At 52.7% G+C, this 23,031-nt stretch carries 32 protein-coding genes; 13 read left to right on the forward strand and 19 right to left on the reverse strand.

What is annotated here, in order from left to right; genetic code table 11:
* Nucleotides 1-81: 81 nt before the first annotated feature.
* The 4 genes from NGAR_RS16105 to NGAR_RS16120 form a co-directional block, all read right to left on the reverse strand.
* Complete coding sequence (locus tag NGAR_RS16105) at nucleotides 82-678, reverse strand: RlmE family RNA methyltransferase (protein ID WP_015020884.1); 597 nt, start codon at nucleotides 676-678, stop codon at nucleotides 82-84.
* Nucleotides 675-1,088, reverse strand: a complete 414-nt coding sequence (locus tag NGAR_RS16110) for a helix-turn-helix transcriptional regulator (RefSeq protein WP_015020885.1) — start codon at nucleotides 1,086-1,088, stop codon at nucleotides 675-677. Before NGAR_RS16110 ends, NGAR_RS16105 begins: the two co-directional genes overlap by 4 nt.
* A 128-nt stretch (nucleotides 1,089-1,216) precedes the next feature.
* Nucleotides 1,217-2,740, reverse strand: a complete 1,524-nt coding sequence (locus tag NGAR_RS16115; protein ID WP_015020886.1) for a 4-hydroxyphenylacetate 3-hydroxylase family protein — start codon at nucleotides 2,738-2,740, stop codon at nucleotides 1,217-1,219.
* Nucleotides 2,741-2,836: 96 nt separating this feature from the next.
* Nucleotides 2,837-3,340, reverse strand: coding sequence for a hypothetical protein (locus tag NGAR_RS16120; protein WP_148681636.1), 504 nt, complete (start codon nucleotides 3,338-3,340; stop codon nucleotides 2,837-2,839).
* A 93-nt stretch (nucleotides 3,341-3,433) separates the two neighbouring features.
* Between NGAR_RS16120 and NGAR_RS16125 the strand changes: the two genes are divergently transcribed.
* Together NGAR_RS16125 and NGAR_RS16130 are read left to right on the forward strand one after the other, a co-directional pair.
* On the forward strand, nucleotides 3,434-3,985 hold the full coding sequence (locus NGAR_RS16125; protein WP_015020888.1) for an adenine phosphoribosyltransferase: 552 nt from the start codon (nucleotides 3,434-3,436) through the stop codon (nucleotides 3,983-3,985).
* Nucleotides 3,975-4,772, forward strand: coding sequence for an S-methyl-5'-thioadenosine phosphorylase (locus tag NGAR_RS16130; RefSeq protein ID WP_015020889.1), 798 nt, complete (start codon nucleotides 3,975-3,977; stop codon nucleotides 4,770-4,772). Before NGAR_RS16125 ends, NGAR_RS16130 begins: the two co-directional genes overlap by 11 nt.
* On the opposite strand, the gene NGAR_RS16135 is transcribed toward NGAR_RS16130, so the two are convergent.
* From NGAR_RS16135 to NGAR_RS16155, 5 genes are read right to left on the reverse strand one after another with little or no spacing between them, the layout of a single operon-like run.
* Nucleotides 4,764-5,075, reverse strand: a complete 312-nt coding sequence (locus NGAR_RS16135; RefSeq protein WP_015020890.1) for a hypothetical protein — start codon at nucleotides 5,073-5,075, stop codon at nucleotides 4,764-4,766. The genes NGAR_RS16130 and NGAR_RS16135 overlap by 9 nt on opposite strands.
* Nucleotides 5,072-5,515 (reverse strand): hypothetical protein, encoded by a 444-nt coding sequence (locus NGAR_RS16140; RefSeq protein WP_015020891.1) that lies wholly within the window; start codon nucleotides 5,513-5,515, stop codon nucleotides 5,072-5,074. Before NGAR_RS16140 ends, NGAR_RS16135 begins: the two co-directional genes overlap by 4 nt.
* A complete protein-coding gene (locus NGAR_RS16145; RefSeq protein ID WP_015020892.1) occupies nucleotides 5,516-5,878 on the reverse strand; it encodes a helix-turn-helix domain-containing protein in 363 nt (120 codons plus the stop codon).
* Nucleotides 5,879-5,891: 13 nt separating this feature from the next.
* Nucleotides 5,892-6,383 carry a ferritin-like domain-containing protein gene (locus tag NGAR_RS16150; RefSeq protein ID WP_015020893.1) on the reverse strand — a complete coding sequence of 164 codons (492 nt, stop codon included), beginning with the start codon at nucleotides 6,381-6,383 and terminating at the stop codon, nucleotides 5,892-5,894.
* 44 nt (nucleotides 6,384-6,427) lie between these two features.
* Complete coding sequence (locus NGAR_RS16155; RefSeq protein WP_015020894.1) at nucleotides 6,428-7,330, reverse strand: PfkB family carbohydrate kinase; 903 nt, start codon at nucleotides 7,328-7,330, stop codon at nucleotides 6,428-6,430.
* An 86-nt stretch (nucleotides 7,331-7,416) separates the two neighbouring features.
* Between NGAR_RS16155 and NGAR_RS16160 the strand changes: the two genes are divergently transcribed.
* Both NGAR_RS16160 and NGAR_RS16165 read left to right on the forward strand, forming a co-directional pair.
* A complete protein-coding gene (locus NGAR_RS16160; RefSeq protein ID WP_015020895.1) occupies nucleotides 7,417-7,980 on the forward strand; it encodes a UbiX family flavin prenyltransferase in 564 nt (187 codons plus the stop codon).
* A gap of 148 nt (nucleotides 7,981-8,128) precedes the next feature.
* Nucleotides 8,129-8,497 carry an Hsp20/alpha crystallin family protein gene (locus NGAR_RS16165; protein WP_187147572.1) on the forward strand — a complete coding sequence of 123 codons (369 nt, stop codon included), beginning with the start codon at nucleotides 8,129-8,131 and terminating at the stop codon, nucleotides 8,495-8,497.
* Here NGAR_RS16165 and NGAR_RS16170 read toward each other — a convergent pair.
* Genes NGAR_RS16170 through NGAR_RS16185 form a run of 4 tightly spaced genes read right to left on the reverse strand, consistent with a single transcriptional unit; the run spans nucleotide 8,478 to nucleotide 11,112 of the window.
* Nucleotides 8,478-9,080: a KH domain-containing protein gene (locus NGAR_RS16170; RefSeq protein ID WP_015020897.1), complete on the reverse strand. Its 603-nt coding sequence runs from the start codon at nucleotides 9,078-9,080 to the stop codon at nucleotides 8,478-8,480. The two genes, NGAR_RS16165 and NGAR_RS16170, sit on opposite strands and share 20 nt — an antisense overlap.
* On the reverse strand, nucleotides 9,080-9,898 hold the full coding sequence (locus NGAR_RS16175) for a serine protein kinase RIO (RefSeq protein ID WP_187147573.1): 819 nt from the start codon (nucleotides 9,896-9,898) through the stop codon (nucleotides 9,080-9,082). The genes NGAR_RS16170 and NGAR_RS16175 overlap by 1 nt, the downstream gene beginning before the upstream one ends.
* 32 nt (nucleotides 9,899-9,930) lie before the next feature.
* Nucleotides 9,931-10,239: a DUF424 domain-containing protein gene (locus NGAR_RS16180; RefSeq protein ID WP_148681637.1), complete on the reverse strand. Its 309-nt coding sequence runs from the start codon at nucleotides 10,237-10,239 to the stop codon at nucleotides 9,931-9,933.
* Nucleotides 10,240-10,281: 42 nt separating this feature from the next.
* A complete protein-coding gene (locus NGAR_RS16185; protein WP_015020900.1) occupies nucleotides 10,282-11,112 on the reverse strand; it encodes a ferredoxin--NADP reductase in 831 nt (276 codons plus the stop codon).
* Nucleotides 11,113-11,665: 553 nt separating this feature from the next.
* On the opposite strand from NGAR_RS16185, the gene NGAR_RS16190 reads away from it, so the two are divergent.
* On the forward strand, nucleotides 11,666-12,148 hold the full coding sequence (locus NGAR_RS16190) for a hypothetical protein (protein ID WP_015020901.1): 483 nt from the start codon (nucleotides 11,666-11,668) through the stop codon (nucleotides 12,146-12,148).
* Nucleotides 12,149-12,348: 200 nt separating this feature from the next.
* Here the strand turns inward: NGAR_RS16190 and NGAR_RS16195 are convergent, their stop codons facing one another.
* Nucleotides 12,349-13,509, reverse strand: coding sequence for a tRNA (guanine(10)-N(2))-dimethyltransferase (locus NGAR_RS16195; RefSeq protein ID WP_015020902.1), 1,161 nt, complete (start codon nucleotides 13,507-13,509; stop codon nucleotides 12,349-12,351).
* A 119-nt stretch (nucleotides 13,510-13,628) separates the two neighbouring features.
* Between NGAR_RS16195 and rnhB the strand changes: the two genes are divergently transcribed.
* Nucleotides 13,629-14,288 carry a ribonuclease HII gene (rnhB, locus tag NGAR_RS16200; RefSeq protein WP_148681639.1) on the forward strand — a complete coding sequence of 220 codons (660 nt, stop codon included), beginning with the start codon at nucleotides 13,629-13,631 and terminating at the stop codon, nucleotides 14,286-14,288.
* Here the strand turns inward: rnhB and NGAR_RS16205 are convergent.
* Both NGAR_RS16205 and NGAR_RS16210 read right to left on the reverse strand, forming a co-directional pair.
* A complete protein-coding gene (locus NGAR_RS16205) occupies nucleotides 14,278-14,949 on the reverse strand; it encodes a fibrillarin-like rRNA/tRNA 2'-O-methyltransferase (RefSeq protein WP_015020904.1) in 672 nt (223 codons plus the stop codon). The two genes, rnhB and NGAR_RS16205, sit on opposite strands and share 11 nt — an antisense overlap.
* Nucleotides 14,930-16,228: an NOP5/NOP56 family protein gene (locus NGAR_RS16210; protein WP_015020905.1), complete on the reverse strand. Its 1,299-nt coding sequence runs from the start codon at nucleotides 16,226-16,228 to the stop codon at nucleotides 14,930-14,932. The genes NGAR_RS16205 and NGAR_RS16210 overlap by 20 nt, the downstream gene beginning before the upstream one ends.
* 73 nt (nucleotides 16,229-16,301) lie before the next feature.
* On the opposite strand from NGAR_RS16210, the gene NGAR_RS16215 reads away from it, so the two are divergent.
* The 4 genes from NGAR_RS16215 (at nucleotide 16,302) to NGAR_RS16230 (ending at nucleotide 18,361) form a co-directional block, all read left to right on the forward strand.
* The gene (locus NGAR_RS16215) at nucleotides 16,302-16,595 is read left to right on the forward strand and encodes a hypothetical protein (RefSeq protein ID WP_015020906.1); all 294 of its coding nucleotides are present in this window, start codon (nucleotides 16,302-16,304) and stop codon (nucleotides 16,593-16,595) included.
* Between the two features lie 54 nt (nucleotides 16,596-16,649).
* Entirely contained in the window at nucleotides 16,650-17,243 is a 594-nt protein-coding gene (locus NGAR_RS16220) for a signal peptidase I (RefSeq protein ID WP_015020907.1), read from the forward strand.
* A 5-nt stretch (nucleotides 17,244-17,248) separates the two neighbouring features.
* On the forward strand, nucleotides 17,249-17,665 hold the full coding sequence (locus NGAR_RS16225) for a secondary thiamine-phosphate synthase enzyme YjbQ (RefSeq protein ID WP_148681900.1): 417 nt from the start codon (nucleotides 17,249-17,251) through the stop codon (nucleotides 17,663-17,665).
* A gap of 132 nt (nucleotides 17,666-17,797) precedes the next feature.
* Nucleotides 17,798-18,361: a TATA-box-binding protein gene (locus NGAR_RS16230; protein ID WP_015020909.1), complete on the forward strand. Its 564-nt coding sequence runs from the start codon at nucleotides 17,798-17,800 to the stop codon at nucleotides 18,359-18,361.
* 4 nt (nucleotides 18,362-18,365) lie between these two features.
* On the opposite strand, the gene pyrE is transcribed toward NGAR_RS16230, so the two are convergent.
* Nucleotides 18,366-19,007, reverse strand: a complete 642-nt coding sequence (gene pyrE / locus NGAR_RS16235) for an orotate phosphoribosyltransferase (protein ID WP_015020910.1) — start codon at nucleotides 19,005-19,007, stop codon at nucleotides 18,366-18,368.
* On the opposite strand from pyrE, the gene NGAR_RS16240 reads away from it, so the two are divergent.
* Nucleotides 19,008-20,186, forward strand: a complete 1,179-nt coding sequence (locus tag NGAR_RS16240; protein ID WP_015020911.1) for a nickel-dependent lactate racemase family protein — start codon at nucleotides 19,008-19,010, stop codon at nucleotides 20,184-20,186. It abuts the gene before it with no gap.
* Here the strand turns inward: NGAR_RS16240 and NGAR_RS16245 are convergent.
* Nucleotides 20,170-21,339, reverse strand: coding sequence for a site-2 protease family protein (locus NGAR_RS16245; protein WP_148681640.1), 1,170 nt, complete (start codon nucleotides 21,337-21,339; stop codon nucleotides 20,170-20,172). The genes NGAR_RS16240 and NGAR_RS16245 overlap by 17 nt on opposite strands.
* 93 nt (nucleotides 21,340-21,432) lie before the next feature.
* Between NGAR_RS16245 and rimI the strand changes: the two genes are divergently transcribed.
* Both rimI and NGAR_RS16255 read left to right on the forward strand, forming a co-directional pair.
* Nucleotides 21,433-21,930 (forward strand): ribosomal protein S18-alanine N-acetyltransferase, encoded by a 498-nt coding sequence (rimI, locus tag NGAR_RS16250; RefSeq protein WP_148681641.1) that lies wholly within the window; start codon nucleotides 21,433-21,435, stop codon nucleotides 21,928-21,930.
* A gap of 35 nt (nucleotides 21,931-21,965) precedes the next feature.
* Nucleotides 21,966-22,205, forward strand: coding sequence for a transcriptional regulator (locus NGAR_RS16255; RefSeq protein ID WP_148681642.1), 240 nt, complete (start codon nucleotides 21,966-21,968; stop codon nucleotides 22,203-22,205).
* Here the strand turns inward: NGAR_RS16255 and NGAR_RS16260 are convergent.
* The gene (locus tag NGAR_RS16260; RefSeq protein WP_148681643.1) at nucleotides 22,186-23,028 is read right to left on the reverse strand and encodes a class I SAM-dependent methyltransferase; all 843 of its coding nucleotides are present in this window, start codon (nucleotides 23,026-23,028) and stop codon (nucleotides 22,186-22,188) included. The genes NGAR_RS16255 and NGAR_RS16260 overlap by 20 nt on opposite strands.
* Nucleotides 23,029-23,031: the final 3 nt, after the last annotated feature.

Below are 23,031 nucleotides of genomic sequence, written 5' to 3' on the forward strand. Positions count from 1 at the left end.
GGTTAATTAATTTAATCAACTTTGATCTAGGGTTATTTGGTTTATTGAAATAATCTTTTAAAACAAGCATGCGTCTTGAAGTTACTGCTTAAAGTCGAGGCAGACTATGTAAAGCTCGCTGCTTTCCTGCCTGCTTGCAGAGGGCTTGCTTAGGAACACCCGGCCAAAGCTCTTCTTCAATTCGGCCCTGAACTCGTTTAGCATATCCCCCTCAAACACCTTGAACACGGCGCTTCCGCCGGCCCTCAAGATCTGCCGTGCAAAGCCCAGAGCGATTGTAGAGAGCGAGATCTGCCGGGCGTGGTCAACGTCCCACACGCCGCTCACGTTTGGCGCCAAGTCAGAGAGGACGACGTCGGCCTTGCCGCCATCAAGAATGCCGGCGATCTTTTCAAGCATGGCAGGGTCCTCGATGCTGCCCTCAAGCACCGTTGCACCTAGGACCGGCTCAACAGGCTTGAGGTCGATGCCGACGACCTTGCCCGCCTGTCCCACCTCTTTTGTAGCCACCTGCAGCCAGCCTCCGGGGGCGCAGCCCAGATCCACTACCTTGCTGCCCTTTTTGAGAATGCGGTAAGAACTGTTCAGCTGCAGTAATTTGTAGGCCGATCTTGCACGGTACCCTTGATCTTTTGCCAGCCGGCGATACTGGTCCCTGCGCGCATCAATAAGTCTCATTTTTTAGCAGGAGGCTTTGGCAGTTTCTGGTTTGAATTGTTGTTACTGCTGTCAAGAGAATTGATGAGCCAGTCTTCAATCAAATTGCAGCTCGTCGGGCTGTACGAGCCATCAAGAGAACACATGTGCTCGACAGGGCACGTCAAACAGGGCGCTTGTTCGATGCTCGTTGTGTCAACCGGCAGCTTGACCGCAAAAAGCTTGTAGGTCCACCGGCCGCTTTCAAGGATTTTTTCGCGCCTTATCAGCGAGCGCCTTTCAAGGCGGATGGCCACGCGAGAGCCGTCGCGGCTTGTCAGGTCAAGCTCCTTCCACAGCTCGGACTGTAGTATGCCATCCTTGCCGTTACTAATTATGGTGCGAAAAACTTTGCCTGTGAGATCTTCAATTTGAGCTTCATTTAATTTCAATCAGCATAACCCCAAAGTCAGTTATTACTAACTATCGATGAACCGATAAATAACCCTTTTTGAAGACAAGTTGACTAGAAGATTAATCAAAAGTAATGGCAGGATATCGCTAGCGATTTTAGATAGGGCTACTTGACTTTCTTCTTGTCTTTGGTGCCAAATATCTTGTCAAAGTAATCTGATTGCTCGGGTGCTGTCTCTGCTGCTTCGCCTTCCTTGACGTTTGCAAGCTTTTTGGCGGCTTTTTTCTTGTACTCGAGCTGCATCTGCCGGGCGATCTGGATCCTCTGCGCCTGCGGCGACCCTGCGCCGTGCATCGACTCTGTTAGGTATCCTACGGCGTTCCGGCCAAGCGTCATGTTTTCAATCAGCCTCAGGATCCTCATCCTGTTTTCTGTCGAGACTCCCTTCCTTCCCTTCAGGTATTTTTCAAGAAGAGGTCCCGTCTCTGGGCTGCGGAACTCTTTCTCTGACGGCATCGTGACCATGAGGCCGCCAGCAATGTCCTGCGCCATCCGGCCAATTTCGTACGGGAATCGAGTGACGCTGTGCTTGCAGACGTTTGCCAGCATGTCGTCGTTCTGCCAGTTGCCGGACGCAGTCTTGTGGGCCATGTACGAAGACGCGATCCCTGCGCCAAATATCGCTTCGTTCAGGTAGGTCATCTCGACCAGCTTGTCCTTGATGTGCGAAGCGTTTGCAACGCCGTTATAGTCGGCAATCGCCGCCGCCGCGCCTATCAAGACGTCGCCAAGGCCGGTCTTGCATACATAGCTGCGCCTGTGGTAGCATGTAAAGCGCTCTACCAGCATGGAGGCAAATTCGTATTCGCCATCCATGAATATCAGCTCGTTTGGAATGAACACGTCCTTGAAAATCACCATGGCCTCTTGGCCGGAATACATCACGTTGCCGGCGTCGATTTCGCCGCCCTCCATGCTCCTTGTGTCGCACGACTGCCTGCCATAGATGTAGGTTATGCCGGGCGCGTCGACAGGGATTGCGCCGACTATGGCATAGTCCTTATCCTCGGCCTTTAGCCTCATGGTTGGCATAACGATTATCCAATGCGAATTGATGCACCCTGTCTGGTGAGCCTTGGCGCCAGTGATGTAGACGCCCTTGCTGTCACGCTTTGTAATGTGTACAAACATGTCCGGGTCCTCCTGCTGGGACGGCGACAGGCTGCGGTCGCCCTTGACGTCCGTCATGGCGCCGCCGATCACCAGGTTTTCGCGCTGGACCATCTTGATGAATTCTATCAGGCGCTTGTGATACTGCGTGCCATGCTTTTGGTCAATTTCAAAAGTCGTTGAATATAACGAGTTGAGGGCGTCCATGCCTACGCAGCGCTGGAAGCATGTGCCTGTGAGCTGGCCAAGCTTCCTCTGCATCCTGTTCTGGTTGACCAGATCCTGCGCGCTCTCTGCAATGTGTAAGAACCTGTTGACCTGAATGCCGCTCAGCGAAGACTTGGCTGACGCAAGCTCGGGCTCTTCGACAGCAAGGTCATAAGTCTCTGCGACCGCGTTTATCGAAGGCCTGATCATCGGATGGTCAACTGGCTCTTTTACGAGCTCTCCAAAAAGGTAGACTTTGAGCTTTCTGCCCCTGAGGCTCTGGATGTACTCCGCCCCGTTCTTTATTGGCATCTGTGAAAGTACTACTGCCCGAATGTTATTTATATTTTCTTAGATACGAGCTAGTAAAAAACTAGTGTCATTTTCTACACTTTTTACAAGATCTGACTACTGTATGTACGTCTGGTTGCTCCTATCAAAGTTCCTGACAACCTGAAAGTCACTGCTGAACTGCGACTGCACAAGCGATCTGAGCTCAGGGTATATGGTCGAGGGGTCTTCTTTTGCCATTTTTGTAGCCGTGTGGTCGTCGCCAAGCATCCATTTGCAGAGCTCAAAGGTCATCTGCCGGACGGTGTTTTCATCGACTATTCCAAGGCTGTGGAGGTATTCGTGGGCAAGCACCATGAACATGTACGAGTTGTACTCTTCAGTCGAGCAAGCGATCTTTTTGACAGCAGCCAGGAGGTAGCTGTTCATCACTATGGCGTTAGAGCCCAGCATGTGGTACGCGCCAAGGTTGCTCGGCATCATTTGCAGTATCAGGCTCAGCCCCGCCCTGTGCATCCTGAACTTTTGCAGGACGACTGACTTGACCAGCTCAAACGCCTCATTAAAGTCCTTTAGGTTTGCTATTCTCTCTCTGAACTGCAATTGCTGTTCTGTCGGCACTGCTGCTACCTACATTATTTCGCAGCACGGCCGTATAAGCGTGTATGCGTAGCTTCGTAATCTTTTTTACAGCCAGAATATGGCTTTACAGTCGTGGGGACCACCAAAGCCAAGCAGTTCGACCTGCGCGATATTGTGGCAAGCTATCCTGATTTTCCAAAGCCCGGCATACTGTTCCGCGACATCAACCCTGTCTTCAGGAGAAACGATGCCCTCAACTATATCATTGATGAGTTTTACCGCGCCTATGGCAAGGCAAAGGTGGATGCAGTGGCCGGCATCGAATCGAGAGGTTTTGTTCTGGCGACCGCGCTTGCACTAAAGTTTGGCAAGGGCGTGGTGATGATCCGCAAGGCAGGCAAGCTGCCGGGCAAGACCCTGAAAAAGTCCTATGACATTGAATATGGCAGCGCAGTAATGGAGCTTCAGCAGAACGCAATAAGCAAGGGCGAGAGCGTGCTGATCGCAGACGACCTGATAGCAACAGGCGGAACAGCGGTGGCCGCTGCGCAACTGGTAGAAGAGATTGGCGGTAAGGTGGCCGGCTTTGCGTTCATTATCGAATTGTCCGACCTGCACGGCGCAGACAGGCTGCGCAAGATGGGCTACAAGGTCCAGTCGCTAGTGACCTACCATGGCGAATAGCGCGGACATTGGGATCATTGGTGGCACGGGCGTCTATGACCCCGGGCTTTTTAGCAGCAAGCGCGAGATCAAGGTGCACACGCCCTATGGCGAGCCCTCCGACCTCGTGACGATCGGCGAGTATGCAGGAGTCAAGGTCGCCTTCATCCCCCGCCATGGCAGGGGGCACAGGATACCTCCCCACAGCATAAACAGCAGGGCCAACATCTGGACTCTCAAGGAGCTTGGCGTCAAGCGCATTATTGCACCGTCTGCCGTTGGCAGCCTGCAGGAAAGCTACAGACCCGGCGACATTGCAATCCCTGATCAGTTTATCGACTTTACAAAGAAGAGACAGTACACGTTCTACGACGGCGGGCAGGTGTGCCACGTTTCTGTCGCAGACCCGTTCTGCCCCGAGCTCTCTAGCATCGCAATCGACAAGACGAAGAAGCTGAAATTCCCGATGCACGACAGGGCGACGTACGTCTGCATCGAGGGGCCACGGTTTTCCACAAGGGCAGAGTCAAAGTTCTTCCGCGATGTGATGAAGGCAGACATCATAGGCATGACGCTCGTGCCCGAAGTCAACCTTGCAAGGGAGGCTGAAATCTGCTACATGTCGATAGCGACTGTGACTGACTATGACGTGTGGGCCGACAAGCCGGTCAGCTCTGCCGAGATAATTGAGACGCTTGCCAAGAACGTAGAAAAGACAAAGAAACTGATAGCAGAGCTGGTGCCTGCGATCCCGGCTGTAAGGAAGAAATGCGCCTGCGGCAGCGCGCTTGAAAGCGCCCTACTCTGACGACGATGGCGGCTTGATGCCTTCTGGCAGTATAATGTCCCCTTCGATCAGCTTGCGTTGAATAGTCAGCTGCAACTGCTCCGGGTCGATGCCCATCTTGGCGATCTTGTCCAGCGTGGTCTTGGCGATCTTGACGCTTGCGTTGTGGCCTCCGATCCTGCCAAACGCGATCGCAGTAAAGCGAAATTCCTGACCCTTTATCACAAAATACCCGGCCAGCTTGCTTGCTATCTCGCTTCCGCTGGCACTTTTCACAAATACCGTGACCGGAATTTCATTTTCATCATCATCTTTTCGCATCATTTCTTTGGCCCGTCCGCCACTTCCATGTTGCGGTTCACGTTCTCTTCGACCAAAAAGCTCCACCACTCAGGGTCGGCTATTTTATAGTCCTTGACGTTGACCTCGATCGCCTTGTCGTCGGCGTCAGTGAATTCAAGCTTGCCCTCTTTTATCATCTTGACCAGCCGCCAGCGCAAGTGGCCTTTCCTGTTCCTGCTTATCGCCACTGCCCACTTTTTGTCCTTCTCTATCTTTGGCATGCCGATATAGTCGACGATCTGATCGATGCCCAGACGCTTTTCCTCGCAGAACAGTTCCTTTGTAAGCAGGCTGCGCCAGACATCAACCGAGCCCATAGTCCTGCCGTTCTCGTTGATGTTGATCACTCCAAAGTAGACCACCTTGTCGCCACCAGTCGGGTCTGAAGTTGTCATTGCGATATCCTTGTTGCAGGGTACCACCTATTTAGTTCTTGCATCCTCGTATGGCTTTTCAAGCACGATCCCGATGTTGTCAACTTTGAGGTTCTTCTTGAACGGAATGCCGTCCTCTTCGCAGCACCTCCGGTAGCGGTTTGTTATTGCAAACCTTGGGTGAAGCGACTCAAATTCTGTCGCAGTTATTTCGATGACCATGCCCCTGCCCACAAGCGACTTGGCAGCCGTAAGGGCGCGCTGCTCGTCGTTCCAGCCAAGCGCACTTGATAGTTTAGCTGCGTCCATCTTGCCTTTCTTGACTATTGCCAAGAAGGCCTTGGCCTCGTCCTCGCTTACCTTGAGCTCCGAAACGATGGCCTGTTCCACGTTTGAGAGGTTGACTGCCATGTGCTATACTATGCTATTTTACTTCTAGCGACTTGAGGATGTCCTCTGTGTGCTGCTCGTCCTTTACCTCGTCTGCCAATATCGTGGTTGCAAGGTTGTACGTGACATAGTCGCCCAGCGTAAGCGCCTTTTTCGCCAAGTTGTTATAGTTCTCGACTGCCTTGCCTTCAAACTGGAGCGCGCGCTCTAGCGCGGCCCGGAGCGTAAGGTGCTTTGCCGGGTCAAGCAGACCTATCGTGCTATACTTTGCCCATTCTGATGGGTTGCTTGGTGCCAAGTCGCCAAGCTCTGCAATCCTGTCTGCAAGCAGCTCTGCATGCGCCAGCTCGCCCGTTGCCTGCGTCTTGAGCGCGGCAGCGTACGTCACAAGGCCTATGCCTTCCATGTTTATCCCCACGTACCAAAAGTAGTGGAAGATGCGCATTTCGTCGCAGTACGCGCTCTTTAGAATCTCGATTATCTTGGCTGCATTTTTGCCAAGGATCCTTTTCTCTGTTCTGCCCATATGCCAGACAGTAGTTAATCGGGCAACTATTTATTCTATGTTTGTTAGAATTGCACAAGGTTGCGGTACTTTTTGTAGCGCTCCTCGACGTCGTCCTTTGTTATAGACAGCAGGCGCTTCACTCCAAAGTCCTCGACTGCAAACGAGCCCATGACGTTGCCATATATCACTGCCTCCTTCATGGTCGCAAAATCAGACCTGTTCCTGCGCGCAATGTGGCCCAGAAATCCGCCGGCAAACGAGTCGCCGGCGCCTGTCGGGTCTACTATCTCGTCCAAGAAGAAGGCGGCTGCTGGGAACACCTGGTTGTCACTTGTGAAAAGGATGGCACCGTGCTCACCCTTTTTGATGATCGCAAATTTCGACCCCCACGACATTATCTTTTTGGCGCACTTTGCGATGTTGGCTTCCTTGCACAAGAGCCGCGCCTCGTTGTCATTTATCACTACGCCGTCTGCCATCCCCACCATCTTGATCACATCGTCGCGGCTCCCGTTTATCCAGAACTCTATAGTGTCGCACACCACCAGCTTGGGGTTCTGGAAGTGTTGGAGAATCTTGATATTCTGCTTCGGGTCGTTATTTGCCAGATAGACATAATCAGATTTTGCATACTCTTCTGGGATCACCGGGTCAAAGCCTGCAATGACTCCAAGCTCGGTCTTGTTGGTAGTCCTGTTTGACAAGTCGTAATCAAATGAAGAATCATAGTGGAACGTCTTGCCGCCCTGCACGGTGACGATGCCCTTTGTGTCGATGCCTTTTGACCTGATCGCTCTGATGTGGTCGGCAGGCATGTCCGAGCCCACGACTGCGACTATTGACGTCTGCGCGAACATGCTTGAAGATAGAGAAGCAAATGTGGCTGCGCCTCCAAGTATCCGGGTCTCTGTCCTAAATGGCGTGCGAGTGGTGTCAAGGGCCACCGTGCCAAAGACCGTCAGCAACGCCCATGAACAAGCGCCCTTTCGTAATTAAATGCTTGCCACCACCATTATTTTAAATAGCGAACAGGCAGATAATCCACACACAGTTGCGGCTAGTAGTGGCTATCACCGGCGCCTCTGGAGTCATTTATGGCATAAGGACGCTTGAGGTGCTCAGAGAGCTCAGGGTCGAGACGCACCTCATCATGAGCGAGTGGGGCGCCAAGAACATCAAGATAGAGACCGACAAGACAGCCGACTATGTCAGGTCGCTTGCCACCAAATGCTACGAAGACGACAATATGGCCGCGCCCATGTCAAGCGGCTCATTCAGGACCGATGGCATGGTTGTCATCCCCTGCAGCATGAAGACCTTGGCAAGCATCGCAAACGCGTTTGACGACAGCCTTGTGTCAAGGGCTGCAGGCGTGTGCATCAAGGAGCAGCGCAAGCTTGTGCTGGTGCCAAGGGAGGCTCCGCTGTCAAAGATACACCTTGAAAACATGAGCAAGCTTGCCGATGCCGGCGCGGTTATCCTGCCAGCGATGCCGGGGTTCTACCACAGGCCAAAGACCATGGATGACCTGATCAACCACGTGGTGGGCAAGCTCCTTGACCAATTCAACATCGACCACGGCCTTTTCAGGCGGTGGGGCGGCCAGAGCGTATAAGGATTTATAATCTTGCTGTGCTACTTACATTTATAGAAATGCCGGCGCGAGGTGATCACCGATAGCTCGATACAAGCCCAAGTACGCAAGCCGGTCGGTCGACTTTATAGTCCCGCTCATTGCGTTACTGTTCATTGGGATAATGTTCGTGCTTCTTGCACGCTCGCAGGGAGGCTTTGGTTTTATCTTTCTGGCAGCTGCGTCCGGCCTCATGATCTACTGGGTGCGCGAAGTGAGGATGATGGCAAGGTCTGAAGAGAGAAAGATGGCAAAAGAGATCGAGCAGCAGAAGGACTGGGTCTACGACCTGATAAAGGGTAACGACGAGGTGGTTTTCGTCGCAGAAGTGCCCGGCCCCGAGGACCAGATAAACGTCAGGCTGATAGGAGACCTGTTACGCATCAAGGGAGGGCAGAACTTTGCAAGGGATGTCCCGCTGGAGCTAACACAGGAGATGGGCATAGCAGACTACAAGTATCGAAACGGCGTGCTCACAATCAAAATTCAGAAGGTTTGATTTCCTCTTTGTCGTTGTCGTAGGTGTCTTCCCACAGCCGCATCCTGTCCATCTTGTCCCTCCTCCTTGCATCCTGCAGCATGTTGTAGACGCTCTTGTGCATGCTGCCTTTTGCAAGCAGGGTGATCGCGTCGCTTGCAAGCTTGACCTCCTTGAAGTTACCGATAAAGCCTACCATGTGACCGTAGACAGAGATGTAGGCGCCGCTCAGCTCCTCTATCATCCGGCGCGCCTTGCCTCCTTCGCCAATTATCCTGCCCTTGATGCGCTCAAGCGCGTTTGGCGACTTGCCGGCATAGTCATGCAGGTCCATCTGCTGGAACATTATCTCATCGTTTTCAAAGAGCCTGTACGCCCTCTCTGGCGAAAAGCCTCTTGAAATCGCGGATATCACCTCGACGGCCCGGAAAGCTTCCATCTGCTCCACGGGCTTGGTGCTGGAGATTGTCGCATCGCCGCTTTCGCTGTCGATCTCTATTTCAACGCCGCACCTCTTTTCAATCTGCTGCTTTACCTTGCCGCCCTTGCCTATTATGGCACCTATCCTGTCTTTTGGGATCTTCATCGTGTGCTGGAAGCTCATTATTTGTTTCCGCCTCGGATTTTTTCTACTGCCAGCGCGGTGTCGAGAACCTCGATCCCGCGCTTTTCAAAGAACCTGTTTACATTCATCACGTCGCGGACTAAAAATTGTTTGGAATTTGGGTGTTGGATATCGACCGCCGAGCCAAAGTCAAACAGCATTATTCCCCGGTCGGTTTTGAAGATATTGTACTCCGATAGGTCGGCGTGCACCAGCCTTGCCTTTTGGTACAACATAGTCATTTGCTCGATCACCTGTTTGTAGTCACTGGACGTGACTTCGGACTCTACCAGCGGCGGCGCAGAGTTGCCCTCGCTGTCCCCTACGAACTCCATCACAAGGACGTTCTTTTTCACTGCTATTGGTGCCGGGACTCGCACGCCGGCCGCGTACGCGGCCTGCATGTTCTTAAACTCCTTTCTGGCCCACGCCGCTATCAGGCTGCGCGACCCTCGCTTTATGTCAGAGAACCGCGGGTCGCCGGCGATGTACTGCATGCGCTTTTTAAACTCAGCACTCACTGTGAGGTATATCTTTAGTATGCGAAGCGATCCGTCGGGCGCAGTGGCGGTATAGACCTTGGACTCTTTGCCGGCTGCAAGCGAGCCTCTCACCTGCTGTATCACGCCGTCGCTTCTCAGGTCATTGATGATCATGAGGGTCGGCACGTCAAAGACATTGTCAAAAACCTCGTAATCTTCGGAACGCTTGACAAGCAGTCTGCTCTCCCGCTCCCGGCGCGACAGCCGCCTGTCGGCCCTGTCAATCGCCTTTTGCCTCTCCTCTCTTGGCAGCTGCTCGTCAGGATCTGACAACATGAAAAAGGTGCATCTTATCATTATTATCCTTTTTACCTATGCTGGAACTTGTAGATCATCAAAAATGGCACACCAGCTATCCTCTTTACGCTGATCTCTTTGGCAAGCCGCATTTCCAGAGCCTGCTTCACTATCCTGTCGCCCACCAAGTTTGCGATGTCACACTTTTGGAGTAGCTCCTGTGCCTCCTGCTGCTCGATGACCTGCTGCTGGTAGTACTCTTTTGTAAGGTTGATTACAAGGCCGTTCTGCTCTAGCTTGCTCCCTATGAGGTCGAGATCGCAAATGTCTACCATGATTGAACCCTGGTACTGCGTGGTCCTCGTGGCATACTGTGGCAACGAATGTTCTGTAAAAGAACAGTATAATGAGGGTTGCTGCTACTAGCCGTACGTTTCGATCTTTATATCAAACGACCCGTCCTTGCGCTTGTTTCTGTTTGTGACAAAGCCCTGCGGGCTCAGGAGCGCAACAACAGAGTCAATGGTCCCCTGGTAGCCGCAGATGTAAAAGAACGAGTTTGCCGGCGTCACCTTTTCGCCCACCAATTTTTCAAGCTGCGACTCACCGCCATTGCTGACAAGCAGCTTCTCCACCCGGCCAGTGTTACCACGCCACCCTTGCGAGAGTGGGTGGTCGGACCTGCTCACAGTCGGCATGTACTTGAAGTTAGGGTCGCTGGCAGCCATCTTTTCAAGCATATCCCGGTAGCCAAGCTCCTGCGCGTATTTTGCCCCATGCAGCAACACGACCTCCCTCTTTGACCTGCTGCTTTTCAAGTGCAGGACATAGCTGATGAACGGGGCAAGGCCGGTGCCCGAGGCCACCAGCACGATGCGCCGGGTGTCCGGCGTCCCGTCTGCCTTTTTGTCTTCAATGGTAAATGCGCCGGCAGGCTTGCGCCAGTAAAGCGGATCGCCTTCCCTCATCTTGAAAAGCGCGCTTGTAAATTTGCCCATCACTGGCTCTGTCGCCCACTTGACGTAGAATTCAAAATGTCTTTTTTCTTCTGGCGGCGAGGACAGCGAATACGCCCTGTACGTGATCTTGTCGTCGCCGTCAAGCTTTAGCCCAAGCGCTACGAATTGGCCGGCCTTGAAATCCGGCACCGCGCTTCCATCTGCAGGCTGCATCCGGATTATTGCAAGATCCGGCGTCAGGTTCTCGCGATACGTTATCATGCCAATATTGGGCGGTGCCTGTCCAGAGCTCATTCTTATTAACACCACTGGAATCACTTGGCTATATTTGATTATCGCGTCGTATCATAGACGACTATGGATTTACTTGATATAGCTTGCCAGTCCAAAAAACCACAGCATTAGATCCGAATTGCAAGTTAAAAATCATTTTTATAGGATAATGTTCTACTACATGTTTGGCATTGTCAGAAAAAATTTATTATTTTCTTTTGTAAATTTTTACTATCCAAAAGAGGTGTTTGATGTTGGCTAACCATCAACAAGTTAACCAACGTTACACCGATCTTGAGCCAATAGTAAGGTTGCTAGAACAGACGAACCGGTTACTTGAAAATATTGATGGCAAATTACGAAAGATCGTCATCAACACTAATGGCAAATAAAATCGCCTTACTACCCTCATTTTCTTTTTGATGCGTATAACTTTGTCCATAAAGAGCAAGAATTATGGATATTACTATAATAATGTCGGAATTGGTCGTTATCCATATATCCATCCATTTATTTTAGCGCTAGTTGTATTTGATTATCCTTTTATTGGAGGGCGCAAAAGAGCTATGCTGGTTTGGCAAGCAAGAAAGGCATAGCGCTCACTATCGGCATCGCTGCCGCAATTATCGGATCAAGCTTTCTCATATGGTACATACCCCAGAGCAGCCCCGGCGGATTCATTGACGCCCCGCGCACCGACAGCGAGGTAATTGGGGACGTTTATGCCCGGCACAACGACCTTGCCACCAGCATCGAGCTTAGGTTCGAGCAATGGAAGAACAACAATGACACTGCGGTAGCCGGCGACATGCCTGCACAGCTCGCCTCTGCCAAGTCTCAGATAGAGCAGATGCGCCGGGATCTTGACAACCACCAGCCGGCTCAAGAATGGCAGGAGAGTTACGACATTTACATGCAGGCGCTTGATTCGTATGCAGTATACCTTGATGCACTTGAACTGAAGGTAGATAGTGGTGACAAGACCGACCCCGACCAGACGCTGGATCAACGGTGGCGCGACCTTGTTGACCAATCTGTCGAAGCTATGCCCATTTAGTGTAGGTAGAAACAATTTGTCGTCGTTTAATCATAATAATATGCTACCCTTTGGACAAAAGTTCAATAATTTGACATCGTAGTAGTTCCAGAATTTAATTTGTCAATTCTTGCCGCATTAATGGCAACAGCAATGACAACAGGTATTGCAATGCTCAAGATGAAGCGGCTTGAGACAAAAATTTGAATACTACTTTTCTTTTACTTCAAGGCTTCCAGAATCTGGTCGATCCTTGCGTCTGTCTTGAACGCACTTGGGTTGAGCACAGTCTTAGACGCGACAAATCCAGCCGACTGCAGCCTTTCGATTATATTTTGCACAGAATGAGGGTTTGTCCTGAGCTTGGCCGAGATTTCATCTGCCCTGAAGTAATACGGGATGCCACTTTCTTCCTCGGCCGCGGCGTCGAGCACTTTTTTGGATTGCCTGTCAGGGCTTTGTTCAAGCATCATCTTTTTCACAAATTCCCTGTCGTGGAACGGCCCAGTCCACAGCTGCCCTCCGGTTCGCATCACGCTCCCGCACAGCTCGCATTTTTTTGCGTTGTTGTATTCTTCTGTCTTGAACCGGTGGCCGCACTGAAGGCAGTGCATCACGTAGCCGATGCTGGCATAGACGTCGTTTGCCTCGCTGCTGCTCACCGAGACTGAGGCGTAGATGCGCAGATAGTGCATCGCGGCGTGGACGAACAGCGGCCTGATCGACAGCTCAAGTCTTGAGGCCGTGAGCGCTATAAGCGACAGGAGCAATCTGATAGCGGTTTCGTTACCATAGCTGTTGTTGAGCGGCCTGCCGTAGTAGCGGCGCAGACAGACTTCGGGGTAGACACCGCAGAGGACTGCCGTGTCAGTCGCAGTTATGGAGACCAGCCCGCCGTCCAGAACAGCCCGCAGCACACAGTCGATGTGCTTTGCCGGCGTGCCAAAAGGATCCAGATCTACTATGCCAAAGCGCTCACCTTCGCTGTCGCCGTGTAAGAGAAATTTGCACACTTCATCAATAGAAAAATGGCATTTGCTATCTACAGAGTTGATCTTGGCTGCTTTTCTGGCTGCCTCTATCGCGACGGGGTTGATGTCGTTCCCGTAGACCTTCTCTATCTCTGGCACCTCGACTGCGACCCTGAGCGCCCTTGCGCCGATGCCGGTGAAAGAGTCGGCAAATGTCTTGCGCGTAAGAGAGGGTGCAAACGCCCTGTACGCCAGAACCGAGAGGTCGCGGTTGAGCCTTGCAGCAGGGTTAAAGAATGCAGGCGTCTTGGGCGGGACCCTTTCGGTAAGTGACGATTGCGGGACCAGAAACGTCGTCCTGCCCTCCACCGTCCTGACGAAATCTTTCTTTTCTTTTTCTTCCGCCGCCACGCCAGAGAACTCTGCATGGATGCGATATTTATAGCAGAAACACGTATTCTTGTTTTACAAGCGCAAGTGATAATAAATACCCTGTAAATCAGCAGCATATAGTGAATAATTTGCGGTCATTGCACGACGGCGTTTTGGTTGGCGGCGTTGACGAGGCAGGCCGCGGCTCTATAATCGGCCCTCTTGTTGTTGCAGGCGTCAGCATCAAGGAATCAAAAGTTGCATTGCTTACTGAGATGGGCGTCAGGGACTCTAAAGCACTGACGCCAAGGGCGCGGGCGCGGCTTTTTGGACAGATAATGAAGATCGCCGACTCTGTGTGCATCCGCAAGGTGAACCCTGTCGAAGTTGATGATAGCGTTTCGCTCCGGGCGCTCAACAGGCTCGAGGCAAGGGTGATGGCTGCGGTCATTAACGACATTGGTGCCGACGAGGTCTATGTGGATTGCTGCGACATCAACCCTGATCGATACAAGGACTACATTGGGCAGCATCTAAAGTGCAGCCCAAAGGTGCACTCGATACACCACGCAGACGTGACCAATGTCGTCGTGTCGGCGGCATCGATAATTGCCAAGATAACGAGGGACGAGGAGATCAAGCGCATCCGAAGCAAGTACCGCGGCATCGGCAGCGGCTACCCGTCGGATGATCGCACCATGCGCTTTATCCGGCGCTACGTGGCCAAGAACGGAAGCGCACCGGAATTTGCAAGAAAGTCATGGAAGCCGCTCCGGCTCTTGCTTGAGCAAACGGCGCAATGCAAGCTCACGACCTGAATATGCAGTATATCATGCCGTGATCCCTGTCAAAGGGCTCTAGGTTGATTATTTGCTCTATCGCAAAGCCGTTCTTTTCCAGCTTGCTTGCTTCCTGAGTCACGACTGCTCTTGGGTCCATTGTAACGTCGATGCTTCTGGTCTTGACCACCAAGAGCATCACTCCTCCCTGCTTTAGGTAGGCTGCGCAGTTTGCTATCGCAATGTCTGTCTGGTCTGGCTGCGCAATGTCGCAGTACACAACGTCGACCTTGCCAAACACTGCAAAATATGACTGGGGCTTTCTTGCGTCTTCAAGTATCGGGAGGACGTTCTTGCGCTTTGAGGCCACGTTTTCGATAAGCTCCCTTGCGACCCTCGTGGCAGGCTCGACTGCGAACACGATGCCAGACGGCCCGACAATGTCAGAGACGTGGCTGACCGTGGTGCCGGTGGACGCGCCCAGATACAACACCTTGCTCCCGTTTTTTATCGGCATGTTCTTCATGCCCTTTTTCAGCGCCGCTGCAAGCTTGCTTCTAAACGGGTCCCACAGCCGGTACTCTTCACCTTCGTGTTTGACCAGCTTTTCCCCATAGACGCTGTCTCCCTTGACAAGGTTGAGGGTGGCAGCGTTTTTCTCGCCGTTTACCGAGATCCACCTAATAGCGTCGCTTTCCAAATCGCTTTCTTCTGTCCTTCTTCTTTCTCACATCACGTTTATCTCTATCCCCATCTCCTCTTCCCCTGCCGCCGCCACCGCCATATTCCTGCTGGCGCTGCGCGTGCTCCCTGTACTTTCTTTCTCGCTCCTTCTCTGGAATTGGCTCTTTGTATTTTTCCCGGATCTCGGTCAGGCGGGTGTTGAGGCGATCCTGGATCGAGCTATCCTTGCCGGCGTGCCGGTAATAATCGATCCTGGCCGCTATAGCCACCTTGGACGCGACCGCCCTTGCTATCTTGCCGCGCTGCCACTTTGGCGCAGAGTGAATAAGAGGGTGCTGGAACAGGATGCCATGTTTTGGCGGGCGCGCCCCCGTCTTGAGAGCGCGGAAGAGTGCCTTTTCGGCTCCAAGCACTTGGATCGTGCTTGCAGGCAGCGTCGCAAGTCTAGCCAGGCTGCCGGCCTTGGCGATTATCCTTGCGCCTACTGACGCCGTCAGCAGCTCTTTGACGTTTGGAGCCACTGTATCCATCGCCACTTCGATGTGGTCTGCAAGCACCCTTCGCAGATCCGACTGCGCAATGACCTGATCTGCAAGCCTCTTGACGATTGCAAGGTTCTCTGGCGTCATGTCGCCTCCCTTGCTTCGCCTTGCCCCATCAAGTATTATCTCGACCTTTTTGCCCTGCATGCCGGCGCTCTGCAGTATCTCAGCGGTAATGTTTTCCCGCAACCCCGCCCTGCTCACGATCTCGGCATACGCGACAAGGCTCTGCACGAGGTTGTCAAGCTCAGGAAAGTGCAGGCCATACCATTCGCGCATCCTTGCGCCCACGGTGTTGATTACCTTGTCCAGCTCGTCCAGTGCGTTTATCGATTGGATGATGTGAAGGTCGAGCCGCTCCGAGGCCTCCTTTACCCTTGACGACGACAGGTTTATCGCAAATTCCCTCAATGCCTGCATGGCATCCTGCTCGTTGTTGACAAAGCCAGCCTTGACAAGGAAGCTGGGCTTGCTGCTCTGTATCCACTGCTGCTGGTCCTCCGGCATGGACTGGCTGTTCAGCCCTGCCTGCCGCAGCGCGGCTGCGACGCTTGCATCATTGGTTGTAACAGGATCAAATGAGCGCAGCTTTTCGATAAACGACCGGATTTCATCTGGAGTTGCGCCGCTCTTTAGCAGCCTGTATGATCTGATTGCATTGTCGAACTTTTTTGATGCTACGAGGCCGCCGCTCTGGTCAAATGCGGCCACGCCAAGCTCCAAAAGGACTACTGAGCAGGGGTTGTTTGCCATTCAGAGAACACCTACAATACAGCCATTAAAAAAGCTAGCATTATTACCTCAATGGTGATTACCATAGAGGAGGATGGGACTTTCGGATGGTGACAGGAAGGAGCTTGAGTCGCTCATCAAGGCTGCGGCCAACGACCCGAAGGTGCCGATAGGGCTTGCGCGAAAAATGGTGCCCACGCAGGGCGATATCGAGGATTTCGCCTACGGCCTTGTCTCCGGCATGGTGATCGGAAATTTCATTGCACAGTTTCAGAACAGGAATGGTAGGCAGCCTGATAGGGATGAAACCGCAGACATTTTATCTATAATGATGATCCGGATGCCGCGCCTCCGCATGTCGATAATGAAGGCGCTTGACCTGCGCTAGTTCAGTAGGTACGAGTAAACGTTTATCTAACGAACAGCACGATTACTTTCCGCGTTGCTTGATAAGGACAAATCCAAGCTGCCTGTCGCGATAAAGGATGTCTTGATCATTGGCGTCGGCGTCGTTGTGATCTGGCTCGTCATCTGGGCCAGCTTTGGCTCCAACCCGTTCTACGTCGTGTCAAGCGGCAGCATGGTTCCTGTGCTGCAGATAAACGACGTGCTTGTGGTGAGGGACGGCGGGTCGTGGGACGATCTTAGGGTGGGTGACATCATTGTGTTCAACAAGCCTGAGGGAGAGGACAGAGTCATCGTCCACCGTATCGCCGAGATCGACGTGGACAGTGACGGCGACAGAGTCATCAGGACAAAGGGTGATGCAAATCCGGCGTCGATACCGGGGACTGACTTTCCAATCAGAGAGGACGATTATATCGGCAAGGTCATTTATGTAGTGCCCGGCGTCGGCGTCATCACCAAGATAATCAGCCCGCCTGTCAATTACATCATAATAGCGATTATTCTGGCAATCCTATTCTTCAACAGACTTGGCAAAAAGGATGACAATAGCAGCAACAAGGGTGCGGCTCCAGCAGGAGGAACCGGCAACAATAATAACAATAATCCAGGCCAGCCGCCGACGACATGACGATGATGAAATCCAAGACTGAATATCTTACATTCAACACTTCGACCAGGCGCGCGTTTATCAACATCACGCCGCAGGTGGCAAAGATAGTTGCTGAAAGTGGAGTGAAGGAGGGCCTATGTCTTGTGAATGCGATGCACATCTCTGCCAGTGTGTTTATCAACGACGACGAAAGCGGCCTGCACCAAGATTTTGATAGGTGGCTTGAAAAGCTGGCGCCCTACTCCCCTGATAGCTACCTGCATAACAGGACAGGCGAGGACAACGCAGATGCCCACCTGAAGCGGCAGGTGATGGGAAGAGAAGTGGTGGTCGCGATAACAAACGGCAGGCTTGACTTTGGGCCGTGGGAGCAGATCTTTTACGGCGAGTTTGACGGTAGGCGGCAAAAGCGGGTGCTTGTAAAGGTAATAGGTGAATAGGCGCTGGCTGCGGGTTTGTATTTATTGCAACTTGTCCAGCATAATTTGCGCAAGATTTCGGCAGGACAGTTAATTCTACTATAAAATGGTAGCAAGCAGGTATATATATAGCGCCTTTATAAAGCGGCATGTATGCCGCAGACCAAGCCCATCGTCAGCATTGAAAACGTGGTGGCTTCTGCCACTGTAAACCAGACGGTCAACCTTAATCTCATCACTCAAATTTTCCCCGATGTAGAATACCATCCAGACCAGTTCCCCGGCTTGGTGTTCAGGCTCAGGTCGCCCAAGACCGCGACCCTGATATTCAGCTCAGGCAAGATGGTGTGCACCGGCGCAAAATCAGAAAAGATGGCTATACAGGCAGTCAAGAACGTGGTGCTCAAGCTGAAAAAGGGAGGCATACCGCTAGAGCACGAGCCTCAGATCGAGATTCAGAATATTGTGGCATCGGCAAGCCTCGGTGGCAAGATACACCTAGAGCTGGCCGCAAGGGTGCTGCCACGCAGCATGTACGAGCCAGAGCAGTTCCCCGGCCTTATCCACAGGATGCTTGATCCCAAGACCGTGATCCTACTCTTTGCCAGCGGCAAGCTAGTGTGCACCGGCGCAAAGAAGGAGAGCGAAGTCTACAGGGCCGTTGGCAACCTGCACACGCTCCTTGAAGAAAAGAACCTGATGATATACGAAGGTTAGCTAGTCAGTCTGTTTCGTACTCGCCTTTGGCAGCCATCTGCTTCATGACCGACTCGAGCGCGTTTTCGTCTATCAGCCCGGCCTTGTACAGCGCGCTTACGATGTCATTGATCCCTGCCACGGCGTGGAGCCTTACCCCTATCTTTTTCAGCCGTTCATTTGCCCCCTCGTGCCGATCAACAAGCGCCACAACGTCTTCCACTATCGCGCCGTTGGCGCGTATTATATCGACTGCGCTGCTTACAGACGTGCCGGTGGTTGCAACATCGTCGACAACTACCACCTTTGATCCTGCCTTGAGAAAGCCCTCAATAGTTTTGCCGGTGCCGTAGCCCTTGGACTCTTTTCTTGCGTAGATGAAGGGCTTGGACATTTCGTAGGCGAGTGCCGAGCCGAACACGAGCCCCGAAGTCGGCACAGAGGCAAGCGTGTCAAACTGGCCTACATTTTTTGTCACGGTGCCTTTCAGCGCGTTTATAGCAAGCCGGAAATACGCCGGGAAGCTTGGCAGGACCCGCAGGTCGATGTAGTACGAGCTCTGCTTGCCGCTTGCAAGTGTGAACACGCCAAACCTCAGCGAATTGCTCTTGAGCAGAAACGATGCGAACTCGAGCATAAAGTCAGGGACAGCAGCAGGCGGCGCCATATGACATATACATGTAAAAAAAGGATTTATTTTAACCCTTATTACACAGACTGGATGCCGGAGATATGGCTTAGGTACGGTACTACCGATGTGGTGCTTGACATCAAGTTTGAAAACCTTGCAAACCAGATTTCTGCCGGTTTCCAGCTGCTGCCGGAGGATCAAGTCAGGGCTACAGTCGCCGGCGTTCCCCTGACTGACAACATGCTGATCCTTGCGCTATCCGGCTCTAAAGCCGCGGCCAAGACCATTACAATGCTTGCTGAAGAAGCCCGCGCAAAGGGGTTCAATTTTACAGTCGACGTGCCGCAAAAGATGGCCGGAGCGCTCCGCGCCAGCCTGGCAGGCAATGAGATGATCTCGATAAACCGAATCGACTACCAGTCGTCTCTGCAAGAGAGGATGGGCAAGTTCCAGAGCACCGTGGTTATTTCAAGCGTGGCGTACGACCCCCTCTTTGGGTTCGCCGGCGCGCCCACCATGCTTTTGCGCAACCTGCTGCTTGCAGGCCCGATTATGGCAGAAGCATTCAAGGCGAGGAAGGACAACAGGCCGACACCAGGAGTGCAAGGAGAGCCGCTCAAGGTGGCTATCTCTGCAGCTACAGGAATCCCGGCGACATCTGTCGAGCTTGTGGCGAGCAGCGAAGGGATAGCTGGGATCCATACTGGTAGCATCAACGAGGCATTTGAAAAGGCCGTCTCCCAGCTCCAGTCGATCTCGGCGGTAGAAACAGACCCTGTCAAGTGCGCCGTGATAAGCGCAAGCAGCGAGGCGGGCACGCACTCGACTCTTGCTGGCTCGCTCAACTCGCTCTGGAACTCTGTCCACATTGTCAAGGAGGGCGGCTCGGCGATACTGCTTGCGGAAAACCGCGAAGGGGTGGGCGGCGGCGCGCTCCAGATGTTCATAGAGGGCCGGCTCAAGCCTGAGCAGCTGCGGGAGAGCCCCTACATTGATGGCCTAGAGCACCTGCTCTTCATTGAAGAGCTGCGGCAAAAGTGCGAGCTGGGGCTCGTCTCGACTCTGCCCCACTATTACGCCCGGACAAAGCTCGGCTTTTCCACCTATGCCAGCATGAAGGACATCCTTGACAAGCTGCCAGAAAAGCATGGCAAGAACTTTAGGGCGCTTGTCCTGTCAGACGCAGATATTGTGCTTCTCAAGTCCAAGGCATGAGCGACGTCGGGATTGGCGCACATACCACTGCTAGCCCAAGCGCCAAGAAAAAGAACGCCTTGCGCTTTGACGAAAGCGGAGTGACGTCGTCAAGTGGTGCACTCTCTGGAGCTCTGAGGCTGAAGAACAACACCAAGAGAGCCATGGGGTAGAACCTGAGCGCAAACAGTATCACTATGCTGACATAGGTCAGGACCTTGTGCCAGCGAACGCCAAGGGCCGATCGAGTGAGGTGACCGCCATCGAGCTGCCACGCCGGCATCAGGTTCAGGAACGTGATCAGAAAGCCCAGCCATGCTGCAAACAGCACCGGCGACACTACAAGCACTGTGCCATCCACCACCATGCCTGTCAGGTGCAGCGTAGCCACCATCAGCAAGCTCTCCCCAAACGGGAGCGGGGCCAGCTGGTTTTCGTCAAACAGCCTTTCAGCTTCGGCGGTAGTTATGAGAGTGGATATCGCAGAGCCATAGATCGACACTATCACCGTCACTATTAGACCGGCTATTGGGCCGGTGACGCCCACGTCGAACATGACGTTTCTGTTGGTCATGTTGGCCCTCAGCACTATCAGCGCTCCAAATGTTGGCAGGATGCCGGGGATGCCGGGTATAAAGTAGGGCCACGACGCCTTGATGCCATACTTTCTGTTCGCCAGCACGTGCCCAAGCTCATGTATACCCAAGATTCCCATCAAAGATACGGTGTAAATGGCTGCCAGCAAGATCGGGTCTTGCAGTTGCGTTCTGGCAAGCGGCGAGTCAGACCTGAATATGCCGTCGACAAATACAAGGCAGATGGCAGCGACGAAAAGCAGGAACGGTATTGACCGCTGGTACCCGCTTTTAGGTTTTTGCTTCTGCAGCTTGAATACGCTTATGACTATGCCGCCGTTCTCTATTGGAAGCCTTATTGCAGAAGACAGGGTAGGCATCAGCTTCCAGAAGTAATTTGACCGCTTGGCGGTCGCAACCATGCCAACCTTGGCCAGCTCCTTCAGGAGGGAGGGGAACTTGTCCTTGACCTCGGTGTCGGCTATGAGGAACTCGACATAGTCTTCCCTAACGTTAAGCTGGACATCCTTTACCGTAAAGAACGATGAAACTATAGGAACGACGCGAGAATAGCCGCCGTTCAGGAAAGTGGTAGCCACCAGGTATTGATTGTGCACCAATGCAATTAAAGTATTGTGTCCCTGCAGAGACCTGTAAAGTTAAATAGTGTGTTTCTACTTTTAGTTGCTGCCTTGCAAACTGCTCTGCGAAAAGTGGGCGACTATATCATACGCCGCTGCGACGAGAGCGACCTTGAATCGGTCATCAACATCAACATGGCCGCGCTGCCGGAACACTACTCGGACTACTTTTTCGAGTCCATCCTTCGCGAGCTGCCAGAGGCCTTTATTGTAGCAGAGCTGGACGGCAAGATAGTCGGCTACATCATGTGCAAGATCGAGTTTGGGTTCTCTAACTTCCGCAAGCTGGGCTTTGTCAAAAAGGGGCACGTGGTTTCTGTGGCCGTGCTTGAAGAACACAGGGGCAAGGGGCTTGGCAAGGCTCTGATGCTAGAAGGCATCAACGGCGTGATGCAGAGAAAGAGCGACGAGATTTACCTTGAAGTGAGGATCAGCAACACTGGCGCGATCAAGATGTACGAGAAGCTGAACTTTGAGATAAAGTCAAGGCTGCGCTCGTACTACAGGGACGGCGAGGACGCCTACCTGATGGCGCTGGAATTGAGCTAAAAAGATTATTAAGATGCTGTAAACGCCTTTTCGATATGAACATTAAAAGAAGGGGGAACAGGGGAACCGGCGCTGCCCTTCTTGTCATTGCCATTCTCGCGTTTATCGCCTATGCGTATTTCCTGCTTGCGAGCGAGTGGGGCATGCTGGTGCTGCAATTCACCGTCCTAGGCGCGGTCGCAGTTCTTTTGCTGGTGCTTGGGTGGATCGGCTACACGATGCTGACTGCGCCAAGGGAAGAAAAAAAGGAAAGACCTAGTGGTGGCGGCTACTGACTAAAACGTCGGCCACGATCTGATATATCCTCGGGCCTACTTCTCTGATGACCCTGATTGCCAGAACCTGATGGTCATATTTTGCAAAAGCGTCGTGCGCGTCTTGCAATCCCAGCTCTTGGCCTGCCTTTTTGCTGTCTGCCTTGATGTGTGCAAAATAATGCACGATGCCTTTTTCCTTCAGTGCAAGCACGGCAGAATCGACAAACTCTTTGGCCCTTTCCGGCAGCGGCATAAGAACCCTGTCGGCCCGCCCGGCAAGCCTGTCCTTTATCACTTCAGCGGCATCGCCGCATATTGTGACAACCCTGTCCTGCACCTTGTTCAGCTTTGCATTTATACCATCAAGCTCGCTTGCGGCCGAATTGGAGTCAATGCTGTAGACCTTGCACGTCTTGTTCGCCTTGGCAATGACGACTGAATACGTGCCGACGCCGGCAAACATGTTGATGATTGTCTCGTTGTCCCCCACCATGTCGGCGATCCTCTGCCTTTCGGTCGACAACCGAGGCGAAAAATACGTCTTGGCGACGTCGACTTTGAACCGGCAGCCATGCTCCTTGTACTCTGTCACAGTCCTGTTTTCGCCTGCAATAAATTCTAGATCGCGCACCCTGAAATCGCCCCTCACTGGCGAAACCTGCGCAAACACCGCCTTGGCAGTCTTGACGTTGGCCAGTATCGCGTCGGCTATCAGCTTCTTTTTTGGCATCAGCTCGTCCGGGATCTTGATAATTACAATGTCGCCTATCTGGTCAAATGCTGAGTAGACTTGCGCTGTTTCTTCTGGGGTCAGGACGCTGCCAAGGACCTGTTTTAGCATGTG

The organism is Candidatus Nitrososphaera gargensis Ga9.2 (genome assembly GCF_000303155.1).
GTDB classification, from domain to species: domain Archaea; phylum Thermoproteota; class Nitrososphaeria; order Nitrososphaerales; family Nitrososphaeraceae; genus Nitrososphaera; species Nitrososphaera gargensis.

Excerpts from the sequence above, each read along its gene's own strand:
- NGAR_RS16230 (WP_015020909.1), top strand. The coding sequence starts at position 17,798 with ATGCCGCAGACCAAGCCCATCGTCAGCATTGAAAACGTGGTGGCTTCT.
- NGAR_RS16215 (WP_015020906.1), top strand. The coding sequence starts at position 16,302 with ATGGGACTTTCGGATGGTGACAGGAAGGAGCTTGAGTCGCTCATCAAG.
- NGAR_RS16105 (WP_015020884.1), bottom strand. The coding sequence starts at position 678 with ATGAGACTTATTGATGCGCGCAGGGACCAGTATCGCCGGCTGGCAAAA.
- NGAR_RS16185 (WP_015020900.1), bottom strand. The coding sequence starts at position 11,112 with ATGAGCTCTGGACAGGCACCGCCCAATATTGGCATGATAACGTATCGC.
- NGAR_RS16130 (WP_015020889.1), top strand. The coding sequence starts at position 3,975 with ATGGCGAATAGCGCGGACATTGGGATCATTGGTGGCACGGGCGTCTAT.
- NGAR_RS16255 (WP_148681642.1), top strand. The coding sequence starts at position 21,966 with ATGAACATTAAAAGAAGGGGGAACAGGGGAACCGGCGCTGCCCTTCTT.
- NGAR_RS16240 (WP_015020911.1), top strand. The coding sequence starts at position 19,008 with ATGACATATACATGTAAAAAAAGGATTTATTTTAACCCTTATTACACA.
- NGAR_RS16135 (WP_015020890.1), bottom strand. The coding sequence starts at position 5,075 with ATGATGCGAAAAGATGATGATGAAAATGAAATTCCGGTCACGGTATTT.
- NGAR_RS16175 (WP_187147573.1), bottom strand. The coding sequence starts at position 9,898 with ATGTTGTCAGATCCTGACGAGCAGCTGCCAAGAGAGGAGAGGCAAAAG.
- NGAR_RS16225 (WP_148681900.1), top strand. The coding sequence starts at position 17,249 with ATGAAATCCAAGACTGAATATCTTACATTCAACACTTCGACCAGGCGC.
- NGAR_RS16115 (WP_015020886.1), bottom strand. The coding sequence starts at position 2,740 with ATGCCAATAAAGAACGGGGCGGAGTACATCCAGAGCCTCAGGGGCAGA.
- NGAR_RS16260 (WP_148681643.1), bottom strand. The coding sequence starts at position 23,028 with ATGCTAAAACAGGTCCTTGGCAGCGTCCTGACCCCAGAAGAAACAGCG.
- NGAR_RS16145 (WP_015020892.1), bottom strand. The coding sequence starts at position 5,878 with ATGGCAGTCAACCTCTCAAACGTGGAACAGGCCATCGTTTCGGAGCTC.
- NGAR_RS16150 (WP_015020893.1), bottom strand. The coding sequence starts at position 6,383 with ATGGGCAGAACAGAGAAAAGGATCCTTGGCAAAAATGCAGCCAAGATA.
- NGAR_RS16170 (WP_015020897.1), bottom strand. The coding sequence starts at position 9,080 with ATGAGCTTCCAGCACACGATGAAGATCCCAAAAGACAGGATAGGTGCC.
- pyrE (WP_015020910.1), bottom strand. The coding sequence starts at position 19,007 with ATGGCGCCGCCTGCTGCTGTCCCTGACTTTATGCTCGAGTTCGCATCG.
- NGAR_RS16210 (WP_015020905.1), bottom strand. The coding sequence starts at position 16,228 with ATGGCAAACAACCCCTGCTCAGTAGTCCTTTTGGAGCTTGGCGTGGCC.